A 251-nucleotide genomic window follows, 5' to 3' on the forward strand; every position below is an offset into this window, starting at 1 on the left:
CCCCCCCCCCCCCCCCCCCCCCCCCCCCCCCCCCCCCCCCCCCCCCCCCCCCCTTTTCAAGCAGAAGACGGCATACGCGATCAGGCGCCATGTCTCGTGGGCTCGGAGATGTGTATAAGAGACAGGTGCTGGGCCAGAAGGTCACGCCACTCGATCGCGTGGGCATCTACGTGCCGGGCGGCAAGGCGGCGTATCCGTCGTCGGTGCTGATGAACGCGATTCCGGCACGCGTGGCCGGCGTCAAAGAGATC

At 69.7% G+C, this 251-nt stretch carries 1 pseudogene; it reads left to right on the plus strand.

The annotated features are described in order from the left end of the window. Positions 1-125: 125 nt before the first annotated feature. Positions 126-251 (plus strand): annotated as a pseudogene (locus tag JHD73_RS28960) (histidinol dehydrogenase); the annotation flags it as partial.

The organism is Ralstonia sp. ASV6 (assembly GCF_016429285.1).
Taxonomy (GTDB): Bacteria; Pseudomonadota; Gammaproteobacteria; order Burkholderiales; family Burkholderiaceae; genus Ralstonia; species Ralstonia flaminis.